The 26,860-nt window shown below is 74.0% G+C and carries 26 protein-coding genes and 1 tRNA gene; 12 read left to right on the top strand and 15 right to left on the bottom strand.

Annotated elements, in window-relative coordinates; genetic code table 11:
- Window positions 1–72: 72 nt before the first annotated feature.
- Genes ACZ6EM_RS19715 through ACZ6EM_RS19725 form a run of 3 tightly spaced genes read left to right on the top strand, consistent with a single transcriptional unit; the run spans window position 73 to window position 2,932 of the window.
- Window positions 73–930, top strand: a complete 858-nt coding sequence (locus tag ACZ6EM_RS19715) for a hypothetical protein (protein ID WP_452180928.1) — start codon at window positions 73–75, stop codon at window positions 928–930.
- Window positions 927–1,730 (top strand): response regulator, encoded by an 804-nt coding sequence (locus ACZ6EM_RS19720; RefSeq protein WP_465772855.1) that lies wholly within the window; start codon window positions 927–929, stop codon window positions 1,728–1,730. Before ACZ6EM_RS19715 ends, ACZ6EM_RS19720 begins: the two co-directional genes overlap by 4 nt.
- Window positions 1,727–2,932 carry a sensor histidine kinase gene (locus tag ACZ6EM_RS19725; RefSeq protein WP_452180926.1) on the top strand — a complete coding sequence of 402 codons (1,206 nt, stop codon included), beginning with the start codon at window positions 1,727–1,729 and terminating at the stop codon, window positions 2,930–2,932. The genes ACZ6EM_RS19720 and ACZ6EM_RS19725 overlap by 4 nt, the downstream gene beginning before the upstream one ends.
- Before the next feature lie 63 nt (window positions 2,933–2,995).
- Here the strand turns inward: ACZ6EM_RS19725 and ACZ6EM_RS19730 are convergent.
- Window positions 2,996–3,069, bottom strand: a tRNA-Thr gene (locus tag ACZ6EM_RS19730).
- A 284-nt stretch (window positions 3,070–3,353) separates the two neighbouring features.
- Here ACZ6EM_RS19730 and ACZ6EM_RS19735 point away from each other — a divergent pair.
- The 3 genes from ACZ6EM_RS19735 (at window position 3,354) to ACZ6EM_RS19745 (ending at window position 6,002) form a co-directional block, all read left to right on the top strand.
- Window positions 3,354–4,445, top strand: a complete 1,092-nt coding sequence (locus ACZ6EM_RS19735) for an ABC transporter ATP-binding protein (protein WP_359915308.1) — start codon at window positions 3,354–3,356, stop codon at window positions 4,443–4,445.
- Between the two features lie 163 nt (window positions 4,446–4,608).
- Window positions 4,609–5,064 (top strand): hypothetical protein, encoded by a 456-nt coding sequence (locus tag ACZ6EM_RS19740; RefSeq protein ID WP_401055421.1) that lies wholly within the window; start codon window positions 4,609–4,611, stop codon window positions 5,062–5,064.
- A gap of 137 nt (window positions 5,065–5,201) precedes the next feature.
- Complete coding sequence (locus ACZ6EM_RS19745; protein WP_380551243.1) at window positions 5,202–6,002, top strand: nucleotidyltransferase family protein; 801 nt, start codon at window positions 5,202–5,204, stop codon at window positions 6,000–6,002.
- Window positions 6,003–6,161: 159 nt separating this feature from the next.
- Here the strand turns inward: ACZ6EM_RS19745 and ACZ6EM_RS19750 are convergent, their stop codons facing one another.
- From ACZ6EM_RS19750 to ACZ6EM_RS19780, 7 genes are all read right to left on the bottom strand, one after another.
- On the bottom strand, window positions 6,162–7,829 hold the full coding sequence (locus ACZ6EM_RS19750) for a DoxX family membrane protein (RefSeq protein WP_452180903.1): 1,668 nt from the start codon (window positions 7,827–7,829) through the stop codon (window positions 6,162–6,164).
- Window positions 7,830–8,067: 238 nt separating this feature from the next.
- Complete coding sequence (rlmB, locus tag ACZ6EM_RS19755; protein WP_380551249.1) at window positions 8,068–9,060, bottom strand: 23S rRNA (guanosine(2251)-2'-O)-methyltransferase RlmB; 993 nt, start codon at window positions 9,058–9,060, stop codon at window positions 8,068–8,070.
- Between the two features lie 136 nt (window positions 9,061–9,196).
- Window positions 9,197–10,591 (bottom strand): cysteine--tRNA ligase, encoded by a 1,395-nt coding sequence (cysS, locus tag ACZ6EM_RS19760; RefSeq protein WP_401053711.1) that lies wholly within the window; start codon window positions 10,589–10,591, stop codon window positions 9,197–9,199.
- A 94-nt stretch (window positions 10,592–10,685) separates the two neighbouring features.
- A complete protein-coding gene (locus tag ACZ6EM_RS19765) occupies window positions 10,686–11,081 on the bottom strand; it encodes a PPOX class F420-dependent oxidoreductase (protein WP_359913744.1) in 396 nt (131 codons plus the stop codon).
- 141 nt (window positions 11,082–11,222) lie between these two features.
- Window positions 11,223–11,726 carry a 2-C-methyl-D-erythritol 2,4-cyclodiphosphate synthase gene (gene ispF, locus ACZ6EM_RS19770; RefSeq protein WP_380551255.1) on the bottom strand — a complete coding sequence of 168 codons (504 nt, stop codon included), beginning with the start codon at window positions 11,724–11,726 and terminating at the stop codon, window positions 11,223–11,225.
- On the bottom strand, window positions 11,716–12,471 hold the full coding sequence (gene ispD, locus ACZ6EM_RS19775; RefSeq protein WP_465772860.1) for a 2-C-methyl-D-erythritol 4-phosphate cytidylyltransferase: 756 nt from the start codon (window positions 12,469–12,471) through the stop codon (window positions 11,716–11,718). The genes ispF and ispD overlap by 11 nt, the downstream gene beginning before the upstream one ends.
- A 297-nt stretch (window positions 12,472–12,768) precedes the next feature.
- Window positions 12,769–13,251 (bottom strand): CarD family transcriptional regulator, encoded by a 483-nt coding sequence (locus ACZ6EM_RS19780; protein ID WP_014136563.1) that lies wholly within the window; start codon window positions 13,249–13,251, stop codon window positions 12,769–12,771.
- Window positions 13,252–13,679: 428 nt separating this feature from the next.
- Between ACZ6EM_RS19780 and ACZ6EM_RS19785 the strand changes: the two genes are divergently transcribed.
- Window positions 13,680–14,333, top strand: coding sequence for a DUF461 domain-containing protein (locus ACZ6EM_RS19785; protein WP_465772856.1), 654 nt, complete (start codon window positions 13,680–13,682; stop codon window positions 14,331–14,333).
- A 102-nt stretch (window positions 14,334–14,435) separates the two neighbouring features.
- On the opposite strand, the gene phoP is transcribed toward ACZ6EM_RS19785, so the two are convergent.
- Window positions 14,436–15,131 carry a two-component system response regulator PhoP gene (gene phoP / locus ACZ6EM_RS19790; protein ID WP_031069385.1) on the bottom strand — a complete coding sequence of 232 codons (696 nt, stop codon included), beginning with the start codon at window positions 15,129–15,131 and terminating at the stop codon, window positions 14,436–14,438.
- A 2-nt stretch (window positions 15,132–15,133) separates the two neighbouring features.
- Complete coding sequence (locus ACZ6EM_RS19795) at window positions 15,134–16,561, bottom strand: sensor histidine kinase (protein ID WP_465772857.1); 1,428 nt, start codon at window positions 16,559–16,561, stop codon at window positions 15,134–15,136.
- A 306-nt stretch (window positions 16,562–16,867) separates the two neighbouring features.
- On the opposite strand from ACZ6EM_RS19795, the gene phoU reads away from it, so the two are divergent.
- The gene (phoU, locus tag ACZ6EM_RS19800) at window positions 16,868–17,557 is read left to right on the top strand and encodes a phosphate signaling complex protein PhoU (RefSeq protein ID WP_359830323.1); all 690 of its coding nucleotides are present in this window, start codon (window positions 16,868–16,870) and stop codon (window positions 17,555–17,557) included.
- Between the two features lie 170 nt (window positions 17,558–17,727).
- Window positions 17,728–17,907, top strand: coding sequence for a hypothetical protein (locus ACZ6EM_RS19805; RefSeq protein WP_452180762.1), 180 nt, complete (start codon window positions 17,728–17,730; stop codon window positions 17,905–17,907).
- 123 nt (window positions 17,908–18,030) lie between these two features.
- On the opposite strand, the gene ACZ6EM_RS19810 is transcribed toward ACZ6EM_RS19805, so the two are convergent.
- Together ACZ6EM_RS19810 and ACZ6EM_RS19815 are read right to left on the bottom strand one after the other, a co-directional pair.
- Window positions 18,031–18,627 (bottom strand): lytic polysaccharide monooxygenase auxiliary activity family 9 protein, encoded by a 597-nt coding sequence (locus tag ACZ6EM_RS19810; RefSeq protein ID WP_359913730.1) that lies wholly within the window; start codon window positions 18,625–18,627, stop codon window positions 18,031–18,033.
- A gap of 290 nt (window positions 18,628–18,917) precedes the next feature.
- Complete coding sequence (locus ACZ6EM_RS19815; RefSeq protein ID WP_359913728.1) at window positions 18,918–19,676, bottom strand: phosphoglyceromutase; 759 nt, start codon at window positions 19,674–19,676, stop codon at window positions 18,918–18,920.
- A 149-nt stretch (window positions 19,677–19,825) separates the two neighbouring features.
- Here ACZ6EM_RS19815 and ACZ6EM_RS19820 point away from each other — a divergent pair, with 149 nt between their 5' ends.
- Window positions 19,826–21,115 (top strand): MDR family MFS transporter, encoded by a 1,290-nt coding sequence (locus ACZ6EM_RS19820; RefSeq protein WP_401047319.1) that lies wholly within the window; start codon window positions 19,826–19,828, stop codon window positions 21,113–21,115.
- A gap of 23 nt (window positions 21,116–21,138) precedes the next feature.
- Here ACZ6EM_RS19820 and ACZ6EM_RS19825 read toward each other — a convergent pair whose 3' ends face one another.
- On the bottom strand, window positions 21,139–21,675 hold the full coding sequence (locus tag ACZ6EM_RS19825) for a type III secretion system chaperone family protein (RefSeq protein ID WP_401047316.1): 537 nt from the start codon (window positions 21,673–21,675) through the stop codon (window positions 21,139–21,141).
- Window positions 21,676–21,806: 131 nt separating this feature from the next.
- A complete protein-coding gene (gene mshA, locus ACZ6EM_RS19830; protein WP_401047331.1) occupies window positions 21,807–23,177 on the bottom strand; it encodes a D-inositol-3-phosphate glycosyltransferase in 1,371 nt (456 codons plus the stop codon).
- A 217-nt stretch (window positions 23,178–23,394) separates the two neighbouring features.
- On the opposite strand from mshA, the gene ACZ6EM_RS19835 reads away from it, so the two are divergent.
- Window positions 23,395–24,228 (top strand): methyltransferase domain-containing protein, encoded by an 834-nt coding sequence (locus ACZ6EM_RS19835; RefSeq protein WP_465772858.1) that lies wholly within the window; start codon window positions 23,395–23,397, stop codon window positions 24,226–24,228.
- A 223-nt stretch (window positions 24,229–24,451) separates the two neighbouring features.
- Here ACZ6EM_RS19835 and ACZ6EM_RS19840 read toward each other — a convergent pair whose 3' ends face one another.
- Window positions 24,452–25,015: an O-acetyl-ADP-ribose deacetylase gene (locus ACZ6EM_RS19840; RefSeq protein WP_452180760.1), complete on the bottom strand. Its 564-nt coding sequence runs from the start codon at window positions 25,013–25,015 to the stop codon at window positions 24,452–24,454.
- Window positions 25,016–25,249: 234 nt separating this feature from the next.
- On the opposite strand from ACZ6EM_RS19840, the gene ACZ6EM_RS19845 reads away from it, so the two are divergent.
- Window positions 25,250–26,746, top strand: coding sequence for a PP2C family protein-serine/threonine phosphatase (locus ACZ6EM_RS19845; RefSeq protein WP_401051675.1), 1,497 nt, complete (start codon window positions 25,250–25,252; stop codon window positions 26,744–26,746).
- Window positions 26,747–26,860: the final 114 nt, after the last annotated feature.

Here is a 26,860-nt window from a genome sequence, read left to right on the forward strand (position 1 = left end):
GACCTACCACCGGGGCGGTGACGGGAGCGACGACCGGAACGACGCCGCAGAGCAGGAGGACGAACACCGACCGTGGCAGCAACACCACCACCCCGCCGCCGGCCCGGCGCCGTCCAGCTCGCCACCCTGGCCGGCCTGGTCGTCGTCCTCGCCCTCGCCGGCCTGGCCTTCGGCCGCGCCACCCCCGGCGACCTGCGCGACCAGGGCCCGCTCCGGGCCGTCACGCCGCCGCCGGTGCTCCAGCCGCTCTGGCCGAAGCTGCCCACCTCCCCGCCGCCGTCCGCGGCCGCGGCCGGCGTCACCCAGGAGCCGCCGCAGCCCGTACCGGACCTGACCGTCCCCGGGCACGACATCACCGCGGTCGACGTGCGCACCGTCCTCGCCAAGGACCCGAACGTGGGCCCGGAGGAGCGCCAGGCGCTCGGCTCCTGCGCCGGGTGCGAGGTCCGCGCCCCCGAGTTCCGCGACCTCTCCGGGGACGGGCAGCCCGAGCTGATCACCGTCGTCACCACCCCCGGGCGGGTCGTGCTGCACGTCTACGCCCTCGCCGAGGACCACCTGCTGCCCGTCCTCCAGGTGCAGGTCCAGCCGGCGTTCAGCGCCGCTACCGTCGGCACCGACCTGTGGCTGTTCGAGCCCACCAGCGCCTACGCCCGGACCACCAGCCTCTACCAGTGGAACGACAACAGGCTCGTCCTGAAGGAACGCAAGGACGAGGGCGTCGGCCTGCTCCCGCGCACCGGCGCGGACACCGCCGCCCCCGAGTCCGGCCCGGCGGCGGCACGCCCCACCCCGTTCGCGCCGAGGCAGGCGGCCCCCGAGGCCTCCGTCCCGTCCCCGCGCCCCGTCCGGCCGTCCTCCGGGCCCGCCGCGCCCTCCACCCCCTCGGGGCCCTCCGCCCCCGCCGTGCTCCCGGAAGCCAAGCGATGACCACCGCCACCACCCCCGCCCACCCGCACATCCTCCTGGTCGAGGACGACGAGGTGATCCGCGAGGCCACCCGGATGGCCCTGGAACGCTACGGCTTCCCGGTCACCACGGCGGCCGACGGCCTGGAGGGGCTGGAGGCGTTCCACGCCGTCCGGCCCGACCTGCTCCTGCTGGACGTCATGCTGCCGCTGCTCGACGGGGTCGGCCTCTGCCGCCGGATCCGGGAGGAGAGCCAGCTGCCGATCCTGATGATGTCCGCCCGGACCGACCCGGTGGACGTGGTCTCCGGGCTGGAGGCAGGGGCGGACGACTACGTGGTCAAGCCCTTCGAGAGCGCCGTCCTGGTCGCCCGGATCCGTACGGTGCTGCGCCGCGTCCGGGTCGTCCCGGCGACCGACGCCCCACCGCCCCCGGACGCCCCGACGGCCGACGCCCCGCCGCGCCCCGGCACCCCCGGAGTTCCCGGGGTCCCGCAGCCGGCCCCGCCGACCGCCCCCGCCCCCACCCCGTCCGTCCGCAGCTTCGACGGCCTCCAGGTGGACACCGACAGCATGGAGGTCCGGGTGGACGGCCGCCTCGTCCCGCTCACGCCCACCGAACTGCGGCTGCTGCTGGAGTTCACCGCCGCGCCCGGGATCGTGCTGGAGCGCTCCACCCTGCTCGAACGCGTCTGGGACTACGAGTGGGGCGCCGACACCCGGGTCGTGGACGTCCACGTGCAGCGGCTGCGCGCCAAGATCGGCTCCGGCCGGATCGAAACCGTCCGCGGGTTCGGCTACAAGCTGCGGCGCCCGGCATGACCCTGCGCCGCCAGATCGCCACCGCCGTCGCCGCCATCGCCGTCCTGGTCGCGGTGGCCGTCGGCCTGCTGGTCCACCAGGCGATGATCCGTCAGCACGTGGACCAGGCCCGCTCCTCCGCACTCGCCGCCCTCGACTCGGCCCTGGCCGGCTACGGGCGCGACGGCGAGGTGGCCGGCCACGGCGCCGCCGTGAACGACCCGGCCCTGCCGGACCGGCTGCGCGCCCTCGCCGAGGGCGGCCGGCACGGCTCGCTGCTCGCCGCCGACGGCACCGGCGAGTCCATGTGGGCGGCCGGCCCGGTGCAGAACGGGGTGCTGTCCGTCCGGGTGGACTTCACCCAGGACCGGCAGGCCATCGCCGACCTGGACCGGATCATCCTGCTCACCGTCGTCGCCGCCGTCTTCACCACCGTGCTGGCCGGCGTGCTCGTCGCCGACCGGATCAGCCGCAGGCTGCGCACCGCGGCCACCGCCGCCCGCGGCATCGCGGCCGGCGGGACGGACACCCGGATCGGCGAACTCGTCGACGGCAAGGACGAGGTCGCCGACCTCGCCGCCGCCGTCGACCTGATGTCCCGCACCCTGCACCGGCGCCTGGAGGACGAGCAGCGCTTCACCGCGGACGTCGCCCACGAGCTGCGCACCCCGCTCACCGGGCTGGTCACCGCCGCCGAGCTGCTGCCGCCCGGACGCCCCACCCAGCTCGTGCAGAACCGGGTCCAGGCACTGCGCGGCCTGGTCGAGGACCTGCTGGAGGTCTCCCGCCTGGACGCCGACGCGGAGTCCCCCGACCTCTCCGCCGTCCCCCTGGAGCGCGCGGCGCGCCGCACCGTCTCCCTCACCGGCCTGGACGTCACCGTCGACATCACCGCCGACCGGCAGGTCCGCACCGACCTGCGCCGGCTGGACCGCATCCTCGGGAACCTGATCCTCAACGCCCACCGCCACGGCGCCGGCCCGGTCCACCTGCACGTCGACGGCCTGCGGATCACCGTCCGCGACCACGGCCCCGGCTACCCCGAGGACCTCCTCCGGCACGGCCCGCAGCGCTTCCGCACCAACGCCCCCGAACGCGGCCGCGGGCACGGCCTCGGCCTCACCATCGCCACCGGCCACGCCCGCGTCATCGGCGCCGCCCTGACCTTCACCAACCACCCCGACGGCGGCGCCGTCGCCACCCTCGCCCTCCCCCCGGACTGACCCCGCCCACGCGAAAGGGCCGGCCCGACACCCCGTCGGACCGGCCCTTCCCTCGTACACCTGAGCCCCCTGTCGGGTTCGAACCGACGACCCCCGCTTTACAAGAGCGGTGCTCTGGCCAGCTGAGCTAAGGAGGCACGGTGGCCGTCCGCGATGGATCACGGCGGCACCGGGGGCAGTCTACCGGGCCCGGGTGACGGGATGGGGGGATATCCGGGGCTTGGTGGGATGGGTGGGCGTGATGGAACCGATGCCGAAATCGGGTCGGGTGGGGGCTGACAAGTCACGGAACCGCAGGTAGCGTCGCCGGGAGTCGGTTCGAGCAGTGGTTCAGACCACTGGCGGCCCGGCGGAACCCTGACAAACCCCCCTTTACTCGGATCGTCCGGCACGTTCCTGCCGGTGAAGGAGAGCGACAACCATGGCTTCTGTCACGTACGACAAGGCGACCCGCGTCTACCCCGGGGCGGACAAGCCCTCGGTGGACGCGCTGGAGCTGGAGATCGCGGACGGCGAGTTCCTCGTGCTGGTCGGCCCCTCGGGCTGCGGCAAGTCGACCAGCCTGCGCATGCTGGCCGGTCTGGAGGACGTCAACGCCGGTGCGATCCGGATCGGCGACCGCGACGTCACCCACCTGCCGCCGAAGGACCGGGACATCGCCATGGTGTTCCAGAACTACGCGCTCTACCCGCACATGACCGTCGCCGACAACATGGGCTTCGCGCTCAAGATCGCCGGCGTGAACAAGGCGGACATCCGCACCAAGGTCGAGGAGGCGGCGAAGATCCTCGACCTGACCGACTACCTGGACCGCAAGCCGAAGGCGCTGTCCGGCGGTCAGCGCCAGCGCGTCGCGATGGGCCGCGCGATCGTCCGCCAGCCGCAGGTCTTCCTGATGGACGAGCCGCTGTCGAACCTGGACGCCAAGCTCCGCGTCTCCACCCGCACCCAGATCGCCGGCCTCCAGCGCCGCCTGGGCATCACCACGGTCTACGTCACCCACGACCAGACCGAGGCCCTCACCATGGGCGACCGGGTCGCGGTGCTCAAGGACGGTCTGCTCCAGCAGGTCGACACCCCGCGCAACATGTACGACAAGCCCGCCAACCTCTTCGTGGCCGGCTTCATCGGCTCGCCGGCCATGAACCTGGTCGAGGTGCCGCTGGTGGACGGCGGCGTGAAGTTCGGCGGCTCGGTCGTCAACATCTCCCGCGAGGACCTGTCCGGCGCCGGCACCGACAAGACGGTGACCGTCGGCATCCGCCCCGAGCACTTCGAGGTCGTCCCGTCGGGCGGCATCGAGGGCGTCGCGGTGACCGTCAACGTGGTCGAGGAGCTCGGCTCGGACGGCTTCGTCTACGGCACCACCCAGATCGGCGGCAAGGACCACGAGCTGGTCGTCCGCGTGCCCGGCCGCCAGATCCCGGCCCGCGGCGAGACCATCCACGTCGTGCCGATCGCCAACGAGACCCACGTCTTCTCCACCAGCTCCGGCCTGCGCCTGAGCAACTGACGCGACCTCGCGCCTCCCCGGAGCCCGTCGGACCCCCGTGGTCCGGCGGGCTCCGTCCGTACACCCCCGCGTCAACACGGCGGAGGGACGAAACCGGACAGTGTGTCACTCGATGGTGTAACGGAGGGCGATCCCGCCCGTACCCACCGCTACTCTCCTGAGGGTGAAGCAGCTAGTGCGCCGTATCGGCCAGACCGTCGCCCTGACCCTGCCGGTCGTCCTGGTGACCACCGGCACCCTCGCCGTGACCCGGGTCCCGTGGGCCCCGCCGACCGGGCTCGATCAGCAGGTCGTGGCGGCGTCGAGCGGCGACGGCGCCGGGATCGGGCGTTCCAACAACGCGGCCGGCGCCACGGCCAGGACCTCGGACGGGCTCGCCCCGCAGGACTCGCTGCGGGTGGCGCTGCTCGACGAGCTGCGCGCGAAGAACCCCTCCGCCGCGCTGGACCTGCTGGAGCGCTCGATGCGCGAGCAGCCCTCGCTGACGCCCTACTGCACCTCGCTGGCCGGCGAGCTGGGCAAGGCGGCGGTGCGCAAGTACCAGGGCGACGTCCAGCGGGCCCGCTCCTTCGCCCGCCCGGTCTGCGACGGCTCGTTCGCGGCCGGCGTCGTCGGCTGAGGAAGGCCGGAGAAGGTCGGAGACCGTCGGAGAAGGTCGGAGAAGGTCGGAGAAGGTCCGAGAAGGCTGCGGAAGGCCGGGCGGACCCCGGTCCCCGAGGCGGCGGACACCCCCGTCCGCCGCCTTATTGTTCAGGCATGACCGCTGACTCCGGCCCCACCGCCGACCTCCCGTCCGCCCGGCCCCCGCAGCCCCACGCGCCCCGGCCGACCACGACGCCCGTCACCCAGGCCGTCATCCTGGCCGGCGGCCAGGGCTCCCGGCTGCGCCCCTACACGGACGACCGCCCGAAGCCGCTGGTCGAGATCCCCGGGACGGGCACGCCGATCCTCGGCCACCAGCTGGCCTGGCTGGCCGAGGAGGGCGTCACCGACGTCGTGATCTCCTGCGGGCACCTCGCCGACGTGCTGGAGGAGTGGCTGGACAAGGCGGACCTGCCGCTGCGGGTGCGCACGGTGGTCGAGGCGGAGCCGCTCGGGCGCGGTGGCGGGCTCAAGTACGCGGCCAAGGCGCTGCCCCGCCCGGACGAGCCCTGGTACGCCACCAACGGCGACATCTGGACCCGCTTCAGCCTGCGCGAGATGGCCGCCTTCCACCACGAGCGGGACGCCGTCGCGACGCTCGCGCTGGCCCGGCCGCGGATCCCCTGGGGCGCGGTGGAGACCGACCAGTTCGGCAACGTGCTGGACTTCATCGAGGCCCCGCCCTCGCCCTTCCTGATCAACGCCGGCCTGTACGTGTTCAGCCCGGAGTTCGCCGGGCTGCTGCCGGACGTGGGCGACCACGAGCGCACCACCTTCCCCCAGCTGGCCCGCGGCAAGCGGCTGGCGGGCTACCAGCTGCCGCAGGGCGTGTACTGGCGGGCCATCGACACCGCCAAGGACCTCACCGAGGCGGCCAAGGAGCTCGCCTCCGGCGCCGGCCGGGCACCCCGGTAGCCGACGGGCACCGCAGGCCCGTCCGCGCCGGGACCGGACGGCCGCAGGCCCCGCCCGGCTGCCCACCCGCACACGGACGCCCTCGCCCCACCGCACGCGCACGGCGATCGGCCGGGTGCTCCCCCACGGAGCACCCGGCCGATCGCCGTTACCGGGGCCTCAGGTCGCGGTCGGCGCCCCCGGGTGGGAGGCCCGGCCGCCGGACAGGTCGGCCAGCGGCGCGCTGCCCAGCACTCCGCCGAGCAGCCCGCCGGAGCTCGGGCTGGACTTGGACCCCGGCCCCGCGCCGCCGGCACCCGGGGTGCTGCGCGACGCGGGTGCCGTGCCGCCCGGGCCGGTGGGCGGCGCGGGCGCGGCCGGGGAGGCGCCCGACCCGGCCTCCGCCCTGCCCGAGTGCCCCTTGCCGCTCGGCGTCGGGGTGGCGGGCTTGGCGGGCGGCGTGGTGGCCGGGGTGGTCGCGCTCGGGGTCGGGGTGGCCGGGCGCGGGGCGGCGGGCGGGGGTGTGGTGGACGTGCCCTTGCCGCCGCCGGCGGCGCCGGACGGACTGCCGGACGGCCAGACCGGGGTGCCGTAGTCGGTGGCCGGACGGTCCGGCGCCTGGTGCGCCCGGGCGCCGGTGCGGACGGCGGCGCCGAGCATCGAGCCGAGCAGCAGGGTCAGGCCGACCACGACCGTGGTGACCACGGCGCCGCGGCGCAGCACCCGGCGGCGCAGTGCCCCGGAGGTGTCCGCGCCGAACCGGCGCCAGGCCTCCAGGCCGAGCCGCCCGTCCAGCGAGGCGAACGGCGCCCCGGCGATCAGCAGCGGGCTCCACGCCGCGAGGAAGATCAGGTCCGGGGTGTCGTAGACCGGGACGGCCCGCCAGCTGACGGTGAACAGCAGCGCGGCGGAGAGCGCCATCGCGGCGCCGGCGGCGAGCCGCTGCCAGAGGCCGAGGACGGTCAGCACGCCGACCACGATCTGGGTGAACGACACCGCCAGGCCGGCGCCCACCGGGTGCGCCATGGCGAAGGCCAGCAGCGGCTCGGCGACCTTCCAGGGGTGCAGCGAGGAGAGCCAGCGCATCATCGAACCGCGCTCGCCGCCGTCGAAGTACACCGGGTCGCAGAGCTTGCTGAACCCGGCGTAGACCGAGAGCGAGCCGAGGACGGCGCGCAGCGGCAGCAGCACCAGGCCGAGGTCGACCCGGCGGCCGGGGTACCAGGGCTGCTTGCCCGCGGCGTCGGCGGCGGAGACCTCGGGCAGCTCGCCGCTCGGGGTCCAGCCGTGCGGCTCGCCGACCGGGCCGACGCCCGCGTCGGTGGCGGTGCCGGCGCCCTCGCGGGGCTGGCGCGGGACGGCCCGGGCGCCCGCGAGGGAGGGGAGCGCCCGGGTGTCCGGCTCGACCAGGCGGACGCCGCCGGCCGGGGTGCCGCCGAGGCGTACCGCTTCCAGCAGCTGGGTGGCCGCGAGGTCCCCGGGGGGTGCCTGGCCGGTCCAGGTGACGGCGGTGACCCGGCCCTTGCGGCGCGGCGCGCCGCCGGCCCCGGCCCCGGCCAGCGCCGGGACGGCGGAGGCGGGCACGACGACCTGCGGGGTGACCAGCGGACGGCGGATCAGGCCCTGGTTGGCGTACGGGTCGCCGAACGCGGCGCCGGTGGACAGCAGTCCGGCCGGGGCCTCGATCAGCGGCGCCGTCGGGGCGCCGAGCCGCAGCCGGAAGCTCGCCTGGGTGCTGCTGAGCCGCGAAGGGTCCGACTCCACCTTGACGGTGTTGAGGGCGGGGCCCGCGTCTATCCCGGAACTGCCGTTGCCGAACAGGGGGCGCCGAGGTGTTCTGGTGTCCACGCCCGTCTAACCGGGTGACGGCCGCTTAGGACACTCTGCCGGGTGGATGTCCGGCGCACACTTGAAGTGATCATGAAAAAAGCGATCGGGCCCGGTCGGGCCCGATCGCCTTCCACTCGGATTGCGGGGAATTCGGAAGATCGCCTGCGCTCCGCGCCCCGGCCGTGCTCAGCACCAAGCGCTCGGCACCGAGCTCCAAGCACCAAGCACCAAGCGCTCAGCGCTCAGCACTCAGCTCTCAGCGCTTGGCGCGCAGCCGCGCGGCCTCGTACAGCACGATGCCCGCCGCGACACCGGCGTTCAGCGACTCGGTCAGGCCGGACATCGGGATCCGGACCCGCATGTCGCAGGTCTCCGAGACCAGCCGGGACAGGCCCTTGCCCTCGCTGCCCGCGACGATCACCACCGGACCGGTCAGCAGCTCCAGGTCGCCGATCTCGGCCTCGCCGTCGGCGGCCAGGCCGACCACCATCAGGCCGGCCTTCTGGTAGGCCTCCAGGGCGCGGGTCATGTTGGTGGCCCGGGCGACGGGCAGCCGGGCCGCGGCGCCGGAGGAGGTCTTCCAGGCACCGGCGGTCATGCCGGCCGCGCGGCGCTCGGGGATGACCACGCCGTGCGCGCCGAAGGCGGCGGCGGAGCGGACCACGGCGCCCAGGTTGCGCGAGTCGGTCACGCCGTCCAGCGCGATGATCAGCGCGTCCTGGCCGGCGTCGGCGGCGTCCGCCAGGAGGTCCTCGGGGTGCGCGTACTCGTACGGCGGCACCTGGAGCACCAGGCCCTGGTGGTTCATCCCGCCGGTCATCTGGTCCAGCTGGGGCCGCGGGGCCTCCATCAGCGGGATGCCGCGGTCGTTGGCGGCCTGGAAGGCGTCACGGACCCGGTCGTCGGTGTCGATGAACTGCTGGACGTACAGCGCGTTGGCCGGCACGTCGCCCTGCAGGGCCTCGACCACCGAGTTGCGGCCGAAGACCAGTTCGGCGCTGCCCGCGCCGCCGCGGCCGCCGCGACCGCCGCCGCCGGCCCGGCGCATGCCGGCCCGGGCCTTGGCGTCCCGCTCGCGCTTGATCGCGGCGTTGGCGGCGCGCTGCTTGGGGTGACCCTTGCGCTCCGCACCGGGCGGGGTCGGACCCTTGCCCTGGAGCGCCTTCCGGCTGTGCCCGCCGGTACCGACAGACGCGCCCTTCTTCGATCCGGGGTTGCGGCGGTTCCTGCGCTGGCTGTTGCCGGCCATGGCTGTACTTCCTGTCTGTCCGGCATGCCCCGACCGCCCCGGTCTGCCCGGTGGCCGCCGACGACATGCGTACGTCATGCGGGAGGGCCGCACCGGTCCGGTACGGCCCACCCATCACCCCGATCGTCGGATGGGGTTACTGGCTGTTGATCGTCCAGCGCGGGCCGGACGGGGTGTCCTCGATCGCCAGCCCGGCCAGGCCGAGCTGGTCGCGGATGGCATCCGCGGTGGCGAAGTCCTTGCGCTCGCGCGCCGCCTGCCGCTGGTCCAGGACCAGGCGGACCAGCGAGTCGACCACACCGTGAAGGTCCTCGCCGCGCTCCGTCCCGGCCCAGTGCGGGTCGAGCGGGTCGAGGCCCAGTACACCGAGCATCGCACGGACCTCGGCCAGTCGCGCCACCACGCTCTCCTTGTCGTCCGCGTTCAGGGCGCTGTTGCCCTGGCGGACGGCGGTGTGCACGACGGCCAGCGCCTGCGGGACGCCGAAGTCGTCGTCCATCGCCTCGGCGAAGGCCGGCGGCACCTCGGGCGCCGCGTCGACCGTGCCGCAGCGCTCGACGGCGCGCTGGATGAAGCCCTCGATCCGGCCGAACCCGGCCTCGGCCTCGCGCAGCGACTCCTCGCTGTACTCGATCATCGAGCGGTAGTGCGGGGCGGCCAGGTAGTAGCGGAGCACGATCGGCCGCCACGCCCGGACCATCTCGGAGACCAGCACCGAGTTGCCCAGCGACTTGCTCATCTTCTCGCCGGCCATGGTGACCCAGGCGTTGTGCACCCAGAAGTTGGCGAAGTCGTCGCCGTAGGCCTTGGACTGGGCGATCTCGTTCTCGTGGTGCGGGAAGATCAGGTCCAGCCCGCCGCCGTGGATGTCGAAGGCCGCGCCCAGGTACTTGTGGGCCATCGCCGAGCACTCCAGGTGCCAGCCCGGACGGCCGGGGCCCCACGGGGTCTCCCAGCTCGGCTCGCCCGGCTTGGCGGCCTTCCACATCGCGAAGTCGCGCTGGTCCCGCTTGCCGGTCTCGCCCTCGCCCTCGGGCTGGCGCAGGTCGTCCAGCTTCTGGTTGGAGAGCGCCAGGTAGCCGGGGTACGACCGCACGTCGAAGTAGACGTTCCCGTCGGCCGCGTAGGCGTGGCCCCTGGCGATGAGCCCCTGCATCATCGCGATCATCTCGGGGATGTGCCCGGTGGCCCGCGGCTCGACGGTCGGCCGCAGGCAGCCGAGCGCGTCGTAGCCGTCGTTGAAGGCGCGCTCGTTCTCGTAGCCGATCTGCCACCACGGCGTGCCGAGCTCGCGCTCCTTGGCGATGATCTTGTCGTCGATGTCGGTGACGTTCCGGGCGAAGGTCACCTGGTAGCCGCGGTAGGCGAACCACCGCTGCATGATGTCGAAGTTGAGGTACGACCGGATGTGCCCGATGTGTGGCGCCGACTGGACGGTAGCGCCGCACAGGTAGATCGAGACACAACCCGGTACAAGCGGGACGAAGTCGCGTACCTGGCGGGTGCTGGTGTCGTACAGACGAATGCTCACAGCGTCAAGCGTAGTGGGCAGCAGGGGGTGCCCCGCCACATTCCCCGGGACAACGGGGGCGTGATCCCGGGGAAACAGTGGCCCGCGGGCAGGGTCAGATGCTGCCGAGCACCTTGCGCGGGGTGAGCCGGACGACCACCCGGACGTCGTCCGGACCGTCCCAGGTGTACTTGTCCACGCCGCGGTACTTGGCGGCCAGCTCGTCGATCAGCTCCCGGCCGCCCTCGGTGGTCAGCGAGACCTCGCCGCGGGCCTCCAGGTACTCGTACGGGTCCTCCGACGGGTTGACGAGGATCGAGACCCGCGGGTCCCGCTCCAGGTTGAGGTGCTTGCGGCGGCCCTGGACGGTGGAGAACAGGATGTCGTCGCCGTCCCGCTTGACCCAGACCACCGAGGCCTGGGGGCTGCCGTCGGGCTGGATCGTGGAGACCACGGCGAAGCTCTTGTCGTCGAGCAGCGCCTTGGCACGGTCGGAGAGCTGGGCGGTCACGGATTACCTCTTCTCGTCGGCGGTTCGGCCCGAGCGGAAGCCCGTACGGGCCCGAGCCGAACAGTAGCGACTCGGGCCCCGAGGACACCGGGTGAACACCCGTCAGGGGCGGTTTCTTCCCGCCCGCTCACCGCGACCGGCTCAACGCCGTTCGTACACCAGGGCGGTGGCGATCGCGGCCAGCCCCTCGGCCCGGCCGGTCAGGCCCAGTCCGTCGGTGGTGGTGCCGGAGACGGACACCGGGGCGCCGACCGCCCCGGACAGCGCCGCCTGCGCCTCGTCCCGCCGCTTGCCGATCTTCGGCCGCACGCCGATCACCTGGACGGCGACGTTGCCGATCTCGAAGCCCGCCTCGCGGACCAGCCGGGCCGCCTCGCCGAGCAGCTTCACCCCGGAAGCGCCGGCCCACTCCGGGCGGTCGGTGCCGAAGTGGGCGCCCAGGTCGCCGATGCCGGCGGCCGAGAACAGCGCGTCGCAGGCGGCGTGGGCGGCGACGTCGGCGTCCGAGTGCCCGGAGAGCCCGGCCCCGGCGTCCGGCCAGTCCAGCCCGGCCACCCGGAGCGGGCGGCCGGCCTCGAAGGCGTGCACGTCGGTGCCGATCCCCACCCGGGGGATCACGGGGGTGGTCTGCGGGTCAGTAGGCATCGGCGGCCCTCCTGCGGGCGAGTACGGCCTCGGCGAGCACGAGGTCCAGCGGACGGGTGACCTTGAACGCCTCCTCGTGGCCGGGCACCACGACGACCCGGCCGCCGTAGCGCTCGACCAGGCCGGCGTCGTCGGTGACCGGCGGCGCGTCGGCGGTGCCGTCGCTCTCCTCGGCCAGCGCCTTGGCGTGCACCTCGACCAGGGTGGCGCGGTCGAAGCCCTGCGGGGTCTGCACCGCGCGCAGGGTGGCGCGCTCGGGCGTGTCGAGCACCGGCTCGGGACCGCCCGGGTTCGGCTCGACCCGCTTCACCGTGTCGGCCAGCGGCACCGCGGGCACCACGGCCCGCGCCCCGGCCCGGACGGCGGCCGCGACGGCGTCCACCACCTCGACCGGGACCAGCGGGCGGGCCGCGTCGTGCACCAGCACGATCCCGACCTCGTCCGGGATCGCGGCCAGGCCCAGCCGGACCGACTCCTGGCGGGTCGCCCCGCCGGCCACCACCCGGATGTCCCTGTCGTCCAGCCCGTGGCTGTCCAGCAGGGCGACCACCTCGGCCACCCCGTCGGCGGGCGCGGCGACCACGACCAGGCCGACCGCCCGGCTGCGGGCCAGGGCCCGGACGGCGTGCACCAGGAGCGGCACACCCCCCAGTTCCCGCAGGGCCTTCGGGGCCCCCGGCCCCAGCCGCTCACCGCGTCCGGCGGCGGGCACCACTGCTGCTGCGACTGCTCCTGACGCGTTCAGGTTTCACTCCTTCGGCGAAGTGGGTATGGCCATGGCGTGCCCGGCGGGCGCACCGGGCCCCTTCCGAAGAACCACGGTCCACCGCCCGCCGCACAGCTCCGCATGCTCCCCGCAACAGCGGGAGCCGAAACGGTCTTGCCGGCCTCGGCCGGCCAGGGCGGGTGGCGTGGTCCGGACATGCCTCAGCGCCCGAAGTGCCAATGCACCACTCCCGGACGGTTCGTCCGAGGAGCGGCGCGCCGGCACCGGGCGCTGTGAGCGTTGGGCGGCAGCCCGACCGCACTGCGGTGGCGCGCGCTACGAGGCGAGGACCTCGTCGAGCAGCGTCTCCGCCTTGTCCTCGTTGGTGTTCTCCGCCAGCGCGAGCTCGCTGACGAGGATCTGGCGCGCCTTCGCGAGCATTCGCTTCTCGCCGGCCGAGAGGCCGCGCTCGCGCTCGCGGCGCCAGAGGTCGCGAACGACCTCGGCGACCTTGATGACATCACCCGAGGCGAGCTTCTCCAGGTTCGCCTTGTAGCGACGGGACCAGTTGGTCGGCTCTTCCGTGTACGGTGCCCGCAGCACCTCGAAGACCCGGTCCAGACCCTCCTGGCCGACTACATCGCGCACACCGACGAACTCCGCGTTCTCGGCGGGCACGCGGAGCGTCAGGTCTCCCTGCTGCACCTTGAGCACCAGGTAGGTCTTGTCCACACCTTTGATCTGGCGAGTTTCGATGGCCTCGATCAGCGCGGCCCCGTGATGGGGGTAGACCACCGTGTCGCCAACCTTGAACGTCATGTGACAGGACCCCTTCCGTGGCTTTCCAGAATAACACGCTTCTCGGCACACTCGAAGGGCGTTTTCGCAGGTCAGGGCCGGTCTCGGGGCTTGACAACGACCCCCATGACGTGCTGCGACCGGTGTTCGAGAACGGCTTCCCGCAGGTCGGAGGCGGTTCCGGGGTTGGACGAAACCCTTGCGCAACACCCCCGCAACCATGATTGGATCTTGAGCTTTCACCCCTTTTCGGGTCGCGGCCGAATCGTTATTCGATCTTGGTCGAACCTTGTCCGTCGAGTGACCTGGACACGTCGAGCGTGCCGCCGGACGGCCCCCCGGCGGCCCCCGGGAGTGCGACACGGGGGCCACCCCGTGAGGAGCGCATAAGTGAGGTCGATAATCTGAGACCTGACCTACCGACACGTGACTTAGGAGAAGCCGCCGCCGTGAGCCGCAGCCTTCGACGCGGCAGCATCGCCGCCATCGCCGCCATCGCCATCGCCTCGCTGTCCTCCTGCGCCGCCGGCAACACGCCGGATACCTTGCAGATCAAGCCCGACAACGCTGCGGCGACCCTCGGGACCAACCTCCGGCTGAACAACATCGTGGTCGTCACCGGGGAGAACACCGCGGGCGACTACACCGGTGCCGCCAACGTGGTCGTGAACATCGCGAACACCGCGAACATCCCGGCCGAGCTCCAGTCCGTCACCGTCGGCGGTGCCGCTGCCACCTTCGCGGACGCCGCCGGCGCTCCGCTGTCCAGCATCGTCGTCCCGGCCGGTGGCGCGGTGGCGATCGGCGGTCAGGGCAACCCGTCCGCCACCGTCGCCTCCGCGACCGTCCACATCGGCGGCTTCGCCCCGACCGTCTTCACCTTCAAGGACGGCCAGAAGGTCGAGGCCCAGGCCGGCGTGAACCCGAACCTCGGCCTCTACAACGGCTACGGGCCGACCCCCTCGCCGACCGCCACCCCCGCCAAGACCACCACCCCGGGCGCCACCGCCCCGGCCACCGGCGCCACCACCCCGGGGGCGCCGACCACCGGTGCCGCCGTCCCGACCGGCACCACCGCTCCGGCCGTCCCGGCCGCGCACTGACGCCGTACCCCGCCCCCGGCGGGCCCTCCAGGGCCCGCCGGAGCGACGCGAAGGCCCCCTCCGGCTGCTGCCGGCGGGGGCCTTCCGCGTGGTCGGGACGGTTTACGGCTCGAACTTGTAGCCCAGGCCGCGGACGGTGACCAGGTAGCGCGGCGCGCCCGGGTCCGGCTCGATCTTGGCCCGCAGGCGCTTCACGTGGACGTCCAGGGTCTTGGTGTCGCCGACGTAGTCCGCGCCCCACACCCGGTCGATCAGCTGCATCCGGGTGAGCACCCGGCCCGCGTTGCGCAGCAGCATCTCCAGCAGGTCGAACTCCTTCAGCGGCAGGTCGACCTTGGCGCCGTCCACGGTCACCACGTGGCGGTCCACGTCCATCCGGACCGGGCCCGCCTCCAGGGCGCCCGGGCCGCCGCCGTTGTCGCCCGCGCCGCCGTCCTCGCCGCGGCGGCGCAGCACCGCGCGGATCCGCGCGACCAGCTCGCGGGTGGAGTACGGCTTGGTGACGTAGTCGTCAGCGCCTATCTCCAGGCCGACGACCTTGTCGATCTCGCTGTCCTTGGCGGTCACCATGATCACCGGGACGTTGGAGCGCACCCGGAGCTGGCGGCAGACCTCGGTGCCCGGCAGGCCCGGCAGCATCAGGTCGAGCAGGACGAGGTCGGCACCGTTGCGTTCGAACTGCTCCAGGGCGTCGGGGCCGGTGGCGGCGACGGCCACCTCGAAGCCCTCCTTGCGGAGCATGTACGAGAGGGCGTCGCTGAACGACTCCTCGTCCTCGACCACCAGTACTCGGGTCACGATCAGGCCTCCGGGGCAAGCTGAGGGGTTGTGTCTGACAGGTGTTGTTTCCGTTCCCCGGCGGGGAGCGGACGGTCCGTACGGGCCGTGGTGAGGGTTCGGGGTGCGGCGGCGGGCCCGGCGGGGTCGCCGCCCGGCGCGCGGTCCGGCGCGTCGTCGGGACCGTCGAACGCGTCGGACTCGTCGTCGAACACGTCGTCGGGCTCGTCCTCCGTCGGTGCCTGCCCGGCGGGCAGGCGGACGGTGAAGGTCGAACCCTGGCCCTCGACGCTCCACACCGAGACGGTGCCGCCGTGCGAGGCCGCGACGTGCTTGACGATGGACAGGCCCAGGCCGGTGCCGCCGGTCGCCCGGGAGCGGGCGGGGTCGACGCGGTAGAACCGCTCGAAGACCCGCTCGCGGTCCTTCTCGGAGATGCCGATGCCCTGGTCGGTGACCGAGATCTCGATGAGCTCGCCGTCCGCCTCCCCGAGCGCCGCGGCGCTGGAGATCCGGCGGGTGGCGATGGCCACCCGGGTGCGGGGCGGGCTGTAGTTGACGGCGTTCTCGACCAGGTTGCCGAGCGCGGCGGCGAGCTGGCCGCGGTTGCCGTGCAGGTAGGGGCCGGCGATGCCGCCCGCCGCGATCAGGATCTGCTTGGCGGCGGCCTGCTGGCGGCAGCGGTCGATCGCCTCGGCGATCAGCTCGTCCACCGCGACCGGCTCCGGGTCGACCATCAGCCGGTCGTCCTGGACCCGGGAGAGGTCGATGATCTCCTGCACCAGGCTGGCCAGCCGGGCCGCCTCGACCTGCATCCGGCCGGCGAAGCGCTGCACCGCCTCCGGGTCGTCGGACGCGTCGACGACCGCCTCGGAGAGCAGCGACAGGGCGCCGACCGGGGTCTTGAGCTCATGGCTGACGTTGGCCACGAAGTCCCGGCGGACGGCTTCCACGCGGCGCCGCTCGGTCTGGTCCTCGACCAGCACCAGCACCAGTCGGGAGCCCAGCGGGGCCACCCGGACGGAGACCGCGAGCGGCTCCGCCGCGCGGGCCGCGCCCGGCCGGGGCACCTCCAGCTCGACCTGGCGGATCTCGCCGTCCCTGCGGGTGGCGCGCGCCAGCCCGAGCATCTGGTCCACGGCGACGGCGCCACCGCGCACCAGGCCCATCGCGTACGCCGCCGAGCTGGCCTTGACCACCTCGTCGCCCTCCCCCAGCACGATCGCGCAGGAGCGGAGCACGGAGAGCACGGTGTCGACCCCGGGCGGCAGCGGCGGCTCGGGGTTGCCGGTGCCCAGTGACTGGTACCGGCCGGGGTTCCTGCCGCCGGTTGCGCTGTACCTGCCCCTGGCCTGCTCGCGCTCGCTCCAGCGGAAAGCGATGGAGGCGGTGAGGCCGACGCCGAGCCCGGCTATGGCACAGGCAGCGGCGGCGGCCACGTTCACGTCCATGTGGCCAGCGTAAGCGCACGACCAGGGCCGTCCCCATGCACTGGGTCAAGGCATCCACCGCGCGTTGCCGAGAATTCACCTTCAGGTAGCTGTCGATTCACCGTAGCGGCCGTGCACCGTCGCCCTGGCGGCGGAAAGTTGGCCGGGCAGCCCGTGTGGGAGAGATCGGTGTGCCGAACAGCGGCCATCGGCTCGGGTGTGCGCGTACGATGCGCGCCACCAGCAGCGGTCACCCGGACGCCGGAACGACGGTCGTACGGGCTGACCGGTCGGCACCGCCACCGACACAGCTACTGAGGAGAGAACATGCGCGACGCGTACCACGAGGAACTCGATGCGATCGGCGACAGCCTGGTCGAGATGGCCCGGCTGGTCGGATCGGCGATGGGCCGGGCCACCACCGCCCTCCTCGACGCGGACCTGGCGCTGGCGGAGAGCGTGATCGCCGCCGACGAGAAGGTCAACGAGCTCCACCACGAGCTGGAGAACCGGGCCATCGACCTCCTCGCCCGCCAGCAGCCGGTCGCCACCGACCTGCGCATCGTCGTCACCTCGCTGCGGATGAGCGCCGACCTGGAGCGCTGCGGCGACCTCGCCCGGCACGTCGCCAAGGTCGCGCGGATGCGCTACCCCGACACCGCCGTGCCGAGCGACCTGCACTCCACCGTCCTGGAGATGGGCCAGCTCGCCCAGCGCCTGGTGGCCAAGGCCGGCCTGGTCATCGCCACCAAGGACGTCGACAAGGCCCTGGAGATGGAGCAGGACGACGACGCGATCGACACCCTGCACCGCGAGCTGCTGTCGCACCTGATCGACGAGCGCTGGCACCACGGCATAGAGACCGCCGTCGACATCACCCTGGTCGGCCGCTACTACGAGCGCTTCGCGGACCACGCGGTGTCGGTCGCCAAGCGCGTGGTGTACCTGGTGACGGGCGAGCACGTGGCCGAGTTCGTGGCCGCCACCGAGGCCGCCGAGGCCGCGCCGGTCGACTGACCGCCGGTCCGGGCTCACCCCGAGGGGTGAGTAAACCTGTGGCAAGGGTGGTGCGGGCGCACGGACTTCCGTGCGCCCCACCACTGCGCGCCCGTTGACGCTCATCCGTTCGACGGCTTCACTCGACATTGGGGGCACAGGACTGTGCCCGTCACAAGGAGGGAAGCTCGATGAAGGCCAACCCGTCCCGACCGGCAACCGCCCACAACTCCGTCGAGCCACCCGCCCCGAAGCTGCTTCCCGTCCTCGCGGCCGGCTGCGGCTGCGGCCCGGGCTGCGGCTGCGGCTGCCAGTCCGGCGCGCCCTGCCAGTGCGGAGGCGCCGACGGCGGCTGCTGCGGCGGCCACTGAACGCGGCACCGCCCGAGGAGCTCCCGAGGTGCACGGCCCACCGGCGACCGTGCACCTCGCGCGTTCCGGCCCGCCCGACCGGCGCCTTCCGGCCCGCTCACCCTCCCGCGGGCCTTCCGCAGGTCAGAACCGGACGTCGGAGCAGGAGTAGAAGGCGTTCCCGGTGTCGGAGATCGTCCAGACCGCGACGACCACCTGGTGCCCGGTGCGCCCGCCCGGGACGGTCGCGGTGTGGCTGAGGGTGCTCGGCACCTGCTTCCCGCCGTACGGGACGGTCAGGAAGGGCGTCAGGTCCAGGTTGGCGCGGGTGACCGGCTGGCTCGCGTCGTAGCCCGGCTTGGTCATGTAGTACCGGAAGTCGGCGGTCGCGTGCCGGGCGGTGAACGTCCAGGTGAAGGTGAGCTGCTGGCCCGCCGTCACCGGCGTGGTCGGCCAGGCGCCGCCATGGGGGTCGTCCAGCTCGGCGAAGCGCGCGTTGCCGCCGGCGCAGATGGTGCCGTCCGAGGGGCCGAGGGCCGGGAAGCCCTTGGGGCCCTCGACGCTCTGCGGCTCCCATTGGATGTCACCGCAGTCCCACGGGACGCCGTCCACGTGGGTGTCGCAGAGCGCGGCCCGGCTGGGCGGGGTCGAGATCCAGCCGTGGGACGAGGCCGGGAAGGCGAGGGTCAGCGGGATCGCCAGCGCGGCGACGGCGGCCCCGACGATGTGACGTGTGCGCATGGTGCTCCTCCGTGGGGGTGGATGGAGTGTGCGCCGGGGCGCGGACGCGCGCGCGTGGGGGTGCGGCGGCCCGGACGGGGAGATCCTGGCATGCCTGCGCCAGTCCGGTGCCCTCACGGTAGGAGTCGCCGACCGAGCCCGTCAATGGTCTGAACCAGTTTCCCATTCACCGCCCAACTCCCCTACCGGACAACCCGGTTGAACCCGAACCGATCCAAAACGAACCGCCCGAGAACGAACGAAGCCCCGCCCCCGGTCGGACCGGGGGCGGGGCCGTAGCGGCAAGCGGCTTACTTCTTGCCCTGGTTCTTGACGGCCTCGATGGCGGCCGCGGCGGCGTCCGGGTCGAGGTAGCGGCCGCCCGGGGTGACGGGCTTGAAGTCGGCGTCCAGCTCGTACACCAGCGGGATGCCGGTCGGGATGTTCAGGCCGGCGATGGCCTCGTCGGAGACGCCGTCGAGGTGCTTGACCAGCGCGCGCAGGCTGTTGCCGTGGGCGGTGACCAGCACGGTCCGGCCGGCGGCGAGGTCCGGGACGATGGCGTCGTACCAGTACGGGAGCATCCGCTCCACGACGTCCTTCAGGCACTCGGTGCGCGGACGCAGCTCGCTCGGGATCTCGGCGTAACGGGCGTCGCCGGCCTGCGAGTACTCGGAATCGTCGGCCAGCACCGGCGGCGGGGTGTCGTACGAGCGGCGCCACAGCTGGAACTGCTCCTCGCCGAACTCGGCCAGGGTCTGGGCCTTGTCCTTGCCCTGGAGCGCACCGTAGTGGCGCTCGTTCAGCCGCCAGCTGCGGCTGACCGGGATCCAGTGGCGGTCGGCCTTGTCCAGGGCGATCTGCGAGGTGCGGATGGCGCGGCGCAGCAGCGACGTGTGCAGCACGTCGGGGAGCAGACCCTCGGCGGCCAGGAGCTCGCCACCGCGAGCGGCCTCCTTCTCGCCCTTCTCGTTGAGGTCGACATCGACCCAACCGGTGAACAGGTTCTTCTGGTTCCACTGGCTCTCGCCGTGGCGGAGCAGGATGAGTCGGTACGTCGTGTCAGCCATGGCCCCCAGCTTAGTGGGGGCCCGGAAAACCCCTGGTGGGGACCTTCGACCAATGTGTAATGTGTGCCTCGCGCATCTGACACTTACATGCGTCGGCTGACCGGGCCTGCCGCACCGATCGGCGGACGCCTGCCCCCGGGAGCCCCCACATGCTCGTCACCGCCGGTTTCCGAAGAATGATCCAGGAGACGGCGGGCGGGCTGCCGCGCCAGTTCTGGTGGCTCTGGGTCTCGACCCTGGTCAACCGGCTCGGCGCCTTCGTGGTCACCTTCCTCGCGCTCTACCTCACCAGCAGCCGCGGGTACTCGGCCACCTACGCGGGCCTGGTCGCCGCCCTGTTCGGCCTCGGCTCGGCGGCCTCCGCGATCATCGCCGGCGTGCTGACCGACCGGATCGGACGCCGTCCGACCCTGCTCGCCGCCCAGCTCGGCACCGCACTGTTCACCGCCGTGCTCGGCTTCACGGACGGTCAGGTGGCGATCGCGGTGGTGGCCTTCCTGGTGGGCTTCTGCAACAACGCCACCCGGCCGGCCATCTCGGCGATCATCGCGGACATCGTCCCGGTCGCCGACCGGGTCCGCGCCTACTCACTGAACTTCTGGGCGATCAACCTGGGCTTCGGCCTCTCCTCGGCCGTCGCCGGCCTGATCGCCAGCCACGGCTACCTCACGCTCTTCCTGCTGGACGCGCTCTCCACGGCGCTCTGCGCGGTGGTGATCTTCGTCAGGATCCCGGAGACGAAGCCCGACGTCCGGACGGCGAAGGCCGACGAACCGGCGGTCGGCCTCGGCACCGTGTTCCGCGACCGCCGCTTCATGGCCGTGGTCGGCCTCACCCTGCTGCTCGCCCTGGTGCTGCAGCAGGGCGCCACCACCCTCGCGGTGGACATGGGCCGCCGGGGGATCACGTCCACCGAGTACGGCCTGGTCATCGGCCTGAACGGGCTGCTGATCGTCCTGCTGCAGATCCCGCTCACCCGGTGGGTCGAGAGCCGCAGCCGGTCGGCCATGCTGGCGGCGGCCTCGCTGTTCATCGGCTGGGGATTCGGGCTGACGGCCCTGGCCGGGTCGTCCGCGTGGTTCTACGCCGGCACGGTGGCGGTCTGGACGGTCGGGGAGATCCTCTACACGCCGACCCTCATGGGCCTGATCGCCGAACTGTCGCCGACCCATGCCCGCGGGCGCTACCAGGGCGTCTACTCGCTCGCCTGGTCGCTCGCCTCGTTCCTCGGCCCGGCCGTCGGCGGGGTGCTGCTGGAGCGGGCCGGCGGCGGGGCGCTGTGGGGTGCGTGCGGAGTCTGCGGCACGGTCGCCGCGGCCGGCTACCTGCTGCTGGGCAAGCGGACCGGCGCCGCGCAGGGCATTCGGCCCGGCGGGACCGTCGTCATGGTCCCGGCGCCCGCGGCGGAACCCGCCGGGAAGACCCCGGCGGGCGCCTGACCGAACGGGTCGGTCCGCACGGGTCAGTCCGCGTCCGGGGCGTCCGCCGGCGGCTCCTCCGGGGCGGCCAGGTGGGCGAAGGCGGCCAGGTTGCGGGTGGACTCCCCGCGCTTGGTCCGCCACTCCCACTCCCGGCGGATCGCCGTGGCGAAGCCCAGCTCCAGGAGGGTGTTGAACGGCTCGTCCGCGTTCTCCAGCACCGTCCCGAGCAGCCGGTCCACGACCTGCGGGGTGAGCGCCTCCAGCGGCAGCCGGCCGGCCAGGTAGACGTCGCCGAGCGCGTCGACCGCGTAACCGACGCCGTACAACCGGGTGTTGCGCTCCAGCAGCCAGCGGTAGACGGCCTCGTGGTTCTCGTCCGGACGGCGGATCACGAAGGCGTTCACCGACAGGGTGTGGTCGCCGACCCGCAGGGCGCAGGTGGTGCTCAGCTTCCGGGTGCCCGGGAGGGCCGCCACCAGCGTGTACGGGTCGGTGGCGGCCGGTTCCCAGGCCACCCCGGCGTCGTCCAGGGCGGTGCGCAGGAGGGTCAGGGCCTCGTCCTTGGTGCGGATTGCCATGGGGGTGACGTTACTCGCCGGTACCGGGCGGGCGCAGCCCCGGCCGGTCGGCGCGCGGGCCGCGCGACGTTCCGCCGGGCCGCCCCGGGCCGGTCGGCGACGGGCCGGCCGAGGGCCGGGCCGTCCCGTACTCAGGCCAGTCGGCGACGGGCCGCGGCCAGCCGGCCGGCCGGCCGGGCCATGCTGCCCGCGTACACCTCGGCGGTGGTCGCCGCCGCGGTGTCCCAGCCGAAGCCGGCCGCGTGCCGGGCCGCCGCCGCACCGCGCCGCGCCACCAGACCCCGGTCGGTGATGTACGGCTCCAGCGCGTACGACCAGTCCAGCGGGTCGTGGCCCTGCACCAGGGTGCCGGTCTCGCCGTCCCGCACCGCGACCGGCAGCCCGCCGACCGCGGCCGCCACCACCGGGGTCCCGCAGGCCTGCGCCTCCAGCGCGACCAGCCCGAAGGACTCGCTGTACGAGGGCATCACCAGGGCCGTCGCCGCCCGGTACCAGTCGGCGAGCAGCTCCTGGCCGACCGGCGGGTGGAACCGCACCACGTCGGAGATGCCCAGCTGGGCGGCGAGCTTGTGCAGGCTCTCCGGCCGGGCCAGCCCGGTGCCGGACGGCCCGCCGACCACCGGCACCACCAGGCGCTCGCGCAGCTCCGGGCGCCGGGCCAGCAGCGCGGCGACCGCCCGCAGCAGCACGTCCGGGGCCTTCAGCGGCTGGATCCGGCCCGCGAACAGCAGCACCGCGGCGTCCTGCGGCAGGCCCAGCCGGGCCCGTGCGGCGGCGGGCGTCCGCGGCCCGCCGGGACGGAAGACGTCCAGGTTGACCCCGGGGTGGACGACGGCCAGCTGGTCCGGCCGGGCGGCGTAGTGCAGCGCCAGCTCGGCGGCCTCCTCGGTGGTGTTGGCGATCAGCCGGTCGGCCGCCTCCACCACCTGGGTCTCCCCGATCACCCGGGCCGCGGGCTCGGGCGTGTCGCCCGCGGCCAGCGCGGCGTTCTTGACCTTCGCCATGGTGTGCATGGTGTGCACCAGCGGCACCCCCCAGCGCTGCGCGGCCAGCCAGCCGACCTGCCCGGAGAGCCAGTAGTGCGAGTGCACCAGGTCGTAGTGGCCGGGGCGGTGGCCCGCCTCCGTCCGCAGCACCCCGTGGGTGAAGGCGCACAGCTGGGCCGGCAGGTCCTCCTTGATCAGGCCCTCGTACGGCCCGGCGGTGACGTGGCGGACCAGCACGCCCGGGGCCAGCTCGACCGTCGGCGCGTCGTCCGAGCAGATCGACCGGGTGAACACCTCGACCTCGATGTTGAGGTCGGCCAGGCGCTTGGCCAGCTCGACGATGTAGACGTTCATCCCGCCGGCGTCCCCGGTGCCGGGCTGGTGCAGCGGCGAGGTGTGGACGCTCAGCATGGCGATCCGGCGCGGACGGCGGCGGCCGGGGACGAGCGACTGGAGCCGGGCGCGCGCGGGGGCGGCCGACTGGGCACGGCGGACCGAACGGACGGGGTGCTGGATCACCTGGCTGAAGCCTCCTCTGTGCTGCCCGTCGAGGCGGTCCGTACCGGGCCGCCCGTTGTCCGGTGTGCGCTGCCCCGTCCCGGGCACACATCACCACCAGTCTGCCAACCACACGGACCGCGCTCGGCATTCCCGCCCCGGCCCACCGGCCGGGGCGGTCGCCATCGCCCCAGGTCAGCGCGGTGCCACCGACGGCCCGACTACCCTTCTGGGCATGGCTGCCTCCTTCGAACCCGTTCCCGCCGCGCCCGCCCGCGGACGGACCGGGCGACCGGTGGGGACGGTCACCCGGGGCACCACCAACACCAACCGGCTGCGCCGGATGGACCGCTGGATCGCCCACACCCTCGGCCGCGCGCTGCGCGCCGCCGAGCGCCCGCCGGTCGCGGTGGACCTCGGCTACGGCGCGGCGCCGTGGACCGCCGTCGAGCTGGCCGGGCGGCTGCGCACGGTGCGGGCGGACGTCCGGGTGGTCGGGATCGAGATCGAGCCGGAGCGGGTCGCCGCCGCGCTGCCGTACGCCGAGCCGCCGCTGCTCACCTTCCGGCGCGGGGGCTTCGAGGTGCCGCTGGACGGCGGCGCGCCGGCCCAGCTGATCCGGGCCGCCAACGTGCTGCGGCAGTACGACGAGTCGGCGGTCGCCGGGGTGTGGGAGCGGCTGTGCGCGCGGCTCGCCCCGGACGGGCTGCTGGTCGAGGGCACCTGCGACGAGATCGGGCGGCGGCACGTCTGGGTCGCGCTCGGTCCGGAGGGGCCCCGGACAGTGACCTTCGCGGCCCGGCTGGGCGGCCTCGGCCAGCCCTCCGACCTGGCCGAGCGGCTGCCGAAGGCGCTGATCCACCACAACGTGCCCGGGCGGCCGGTGCACGCCTTCCTGACCGACTTCGACCGGGCCTGGGCGGCGTCCGCGCCGTACGGGGCGTTCGGGGCGCGGCAGCGCTGGGTGGCGGCCTGCACGGCGCTGGCGGGCGGCTGGCCGCTGGTGGACGCGCGCGGACGGTGGCGGCAGGGCGAGGTCACGCTGCCCTGGTCGGCACTCGCGCCGTAGCGGCGGGGTCGGCGCCGCGGCGGCGGGCGGCGCCGTAGCGGCGGGCCGGCGGGCCGGCGCGGTGCTGCCGGGTTCGGGGGCGCGCACATGCCAGCGAGCGCCGGAGCTGGTGACCGACCCGATGCATTCACTCGAACGAGTTATCGAATATCTCTGGCGTGTTGACGCCTCGACACGCCACCATGGACCCGGCCGAGCGGCGACACCACGCCCCACCCGGCCGTCAGGCGCCCCGCTCGGGCAGCTCCCGCCGAGCCCGTTCGAACACCCCGTACATCTCCGACCCGAACAGCACGAACCGCACCTCCGCCAGCTCCGCACCCGCCTCCACGTCACCGCCGCCCAGCACCTCCGCGACGGTGCCGAGCGCGATCCGGGCCGCGTCCGCCGGCGGCCAGCCGTAGATCCCGGCCGACACGGCCGGGAAGGCCACCGTGCGCGCGCCGAGCGCCACCGCGGTGCGCAGCGACTCGCGATAGCAGGAGGCCAGCAGCTCCGCCCGCTCCTCGTACTCCTCCGCCCGGTAGACCGGCCCGACGGTGTGCACCACCCACCGGGCCGGCAGCCGTCCGGCCGCCGTCGCCACCGCCCGTCCGGTGGGCAGCCCCCTGCCCCAGTGCGAGGCGCGCAGCCGGCGGCACTCCTCCAGGATCTGCGGCCCGCCCTTGCGGTGGATCGCGCCGTCCACCCCGCCACCGCCCAGCAAGGACGAGTTGGCGGCGTTCACCACCGCGTCCACCGGCTGTTCCGTGATGTCACCCTCCACCAGGGTGATCCGCTCCACCATCGCCCGCTCCCTCTTCCGGACCGCCCGGCATCCGCCGGGACGGAACCGATTCGACGTCCGAGTCCAGTCACCGCACCGCCACCGGCGTGGCAATAACCACAACGGCGCCGGTCGGCCGGAGAAATCCCCGGAGATCACGTTATGGTCGCGAGAAGTTCCCCGACGCGCGGTGCCAGGCGGGCACTGCGGACGGACGCCGGCCGTTACGCAGTCGGGGAAAGGGAGGAACCACCGATGCCCGCAACGGGAGACGGGCGGGCACCTGGTGCCGCGGACCTGCCGGGCGCCCACGACGGCGCCCGCGTCGGCCATGCCCGCGGCCGTGCCACGACCGGACCGGCCACGGCGACTTCCCCGATACCTCACCCCCGCTCACGGGCCGCGCACGCCTCCCACCCGTCCCACATCCCCGACCCGGCCGGCCCCGCCGCGGCGGACGGGCCCGCCGACGGCACACCGCTGCGACTGCTGGTCATCGAGGACGACGCCTCGGACGCCCAGCTGATCAAGGCCGCGGTGGCCGACAGCGGCACCTCGATCGAGATCCACTGGGCCCGCGGCCTGGACCAGGCCACCGAACTGCTCGCCCCGCCCGCACCCTGGGCCCGGCGCGGGCGCTCCCGCACCCCCGAGTTCGGCTGCGTGCTGCTCGACCTCGCCTCGCCCGCCGACCTGCCGCACCCGTCCGACCCCTCGGACGGGCTGGAGGGCCTGCACGAACTGCTCCGCCGGGCCCCGCACACCCCGGTCGTGGTGCTCACCGACGCCGCGGGGGCCGAACTCGGCGCGGCCGCCGTCGCGGCCGGCGCCCAGGACTTCCTGCTCAAGCACGAGACCGACGGCCCGCTGCTCGCCCGTGCCCTGCGCTACGCCGTCGAGCGCAAGCGCGCCGACGAGTCCCAGCGCCGCCTGGTCGAGGCCGAGTTGCGCGGCCAGGAGAACGCCCGCCTCCAGCGCCACCTGCTGCCCACCCCGCTGCTCGACGGCGCCGGGCTCTCCTTCACCCGGCGCTACCGCCCCGGCCGCCGCCGCGCGCTGCTCGGCGGCGACTTCTACGACGCCGTGCGCACCGACGACGGCACCGTCCACGTCGTGATCGGCGACGTCTGCGGCCACGGCCCGGACGAGGCCGCGCTCGGCGTCGCGCTCCGGATAGCGTGGCGCACCCTGGTCTTCGCCGGCCTCACCGGCGAGACCCTGCTCACCACCCTCCAGCACGTGCTGGAGCACGAGCGGCGCAGCGACGAGATCTTCGCGACGCTCTGCATGCTGGTCATCGAGCCCGGCGGCAGCGGCAGCGACCTCGGCTCGCTCGGCGCCGGCGAGCGGGCCCGGCTCTACCTCGCCGGGCACCCGGCGCCGCTGCTGCTCGGCCGGGACCACGAGCCGATCTCGCTGCCCTCCGACCTCGCCGGGCCCGCGCTCGGCCTGCTGCCGTGCCACGACGGGCAGGCCGCCTGGCCCGCCCACGAGGTCGAACTGCGGGCCGGCTGGCGGCTGTTGCTCTACACCGACGGGCTGATCGAGGGCCGGGTCGGGGCCGGGTCCCGCCGCCTGGGCCAGGACGGGCTCGCCGACCTGGTCGGCGACCACCAGGCCGCCGGGCTGACCCGGGGGCGGCTGGTCGACAGCGCCATCGCCGAGGTCGAGGAGCTGAACGGCGGGGCGCTGACCGACGACGTCGCGGTACTGCTGCTGGAGCGCAACCCGGTGCAGCTGATCCTCGGCTGACGGGCCGGGCATGTGACGGGCGCGGGGGGGGGGGGGGGGGGGGGGGGGCCCCCCCCCCCCCCCCCCCTTTCCCCCCCCCCCCCCCCCCCAACCAGCCCGGACAAGCGTTTTTCC

Source organism: Kitasatospora sp. NPDC041917 (assembly GCF_055589745.1).